This is a genomic window from Priestia sp. TRM10 (assembly GCF_057808375.1).
Genome location: NZ_JBJZOT010000043.1, coordinates 1 through 259, shown reverse-complemented (window position 1 = coordinate 259; position 259 = coordinate 1). Strand labels below are relative to the sequence as shown.

Annotated in this window: 1 tRNA gene; it reads left to right on the top strand. The window is 42.5% G+C overall.

The window, feature by feature from the left end:
- The first annotated feature begins 46 nt into the window (after nt 1-46).
- A tRNA-Ala gene (locus ACK3CR_RS27105) sits at nt 47-122 on the top strand.
- Nucleotides 123-259 lie beyond the last annotated feature (137 nt).

The window sequence follows — 259 nt, the reverse complement described above, 5'->3', positions numbered from 1 at the left end:
ATGGGGTCGCAGGTTCGAATCCTGTCTTCCCGACCATTTAAATATTGGGGCCTTAGCTCAGCTGGGAGAGCGCCTGCCTTGCACGCAGGAGGTCAGCGGTTCGATCCCGCTAGGCTCCACCAATTATATTGTCCTTTGAAAACTGAACAAAATACGTCAACGTTAATTCTATTTTATTTTTAAAACAACGTTTCTTATAAGAAACAAAAAGCTATGGACATCGAAAGATGAAACCAAACTTTCTATGGAGAGTTTGATC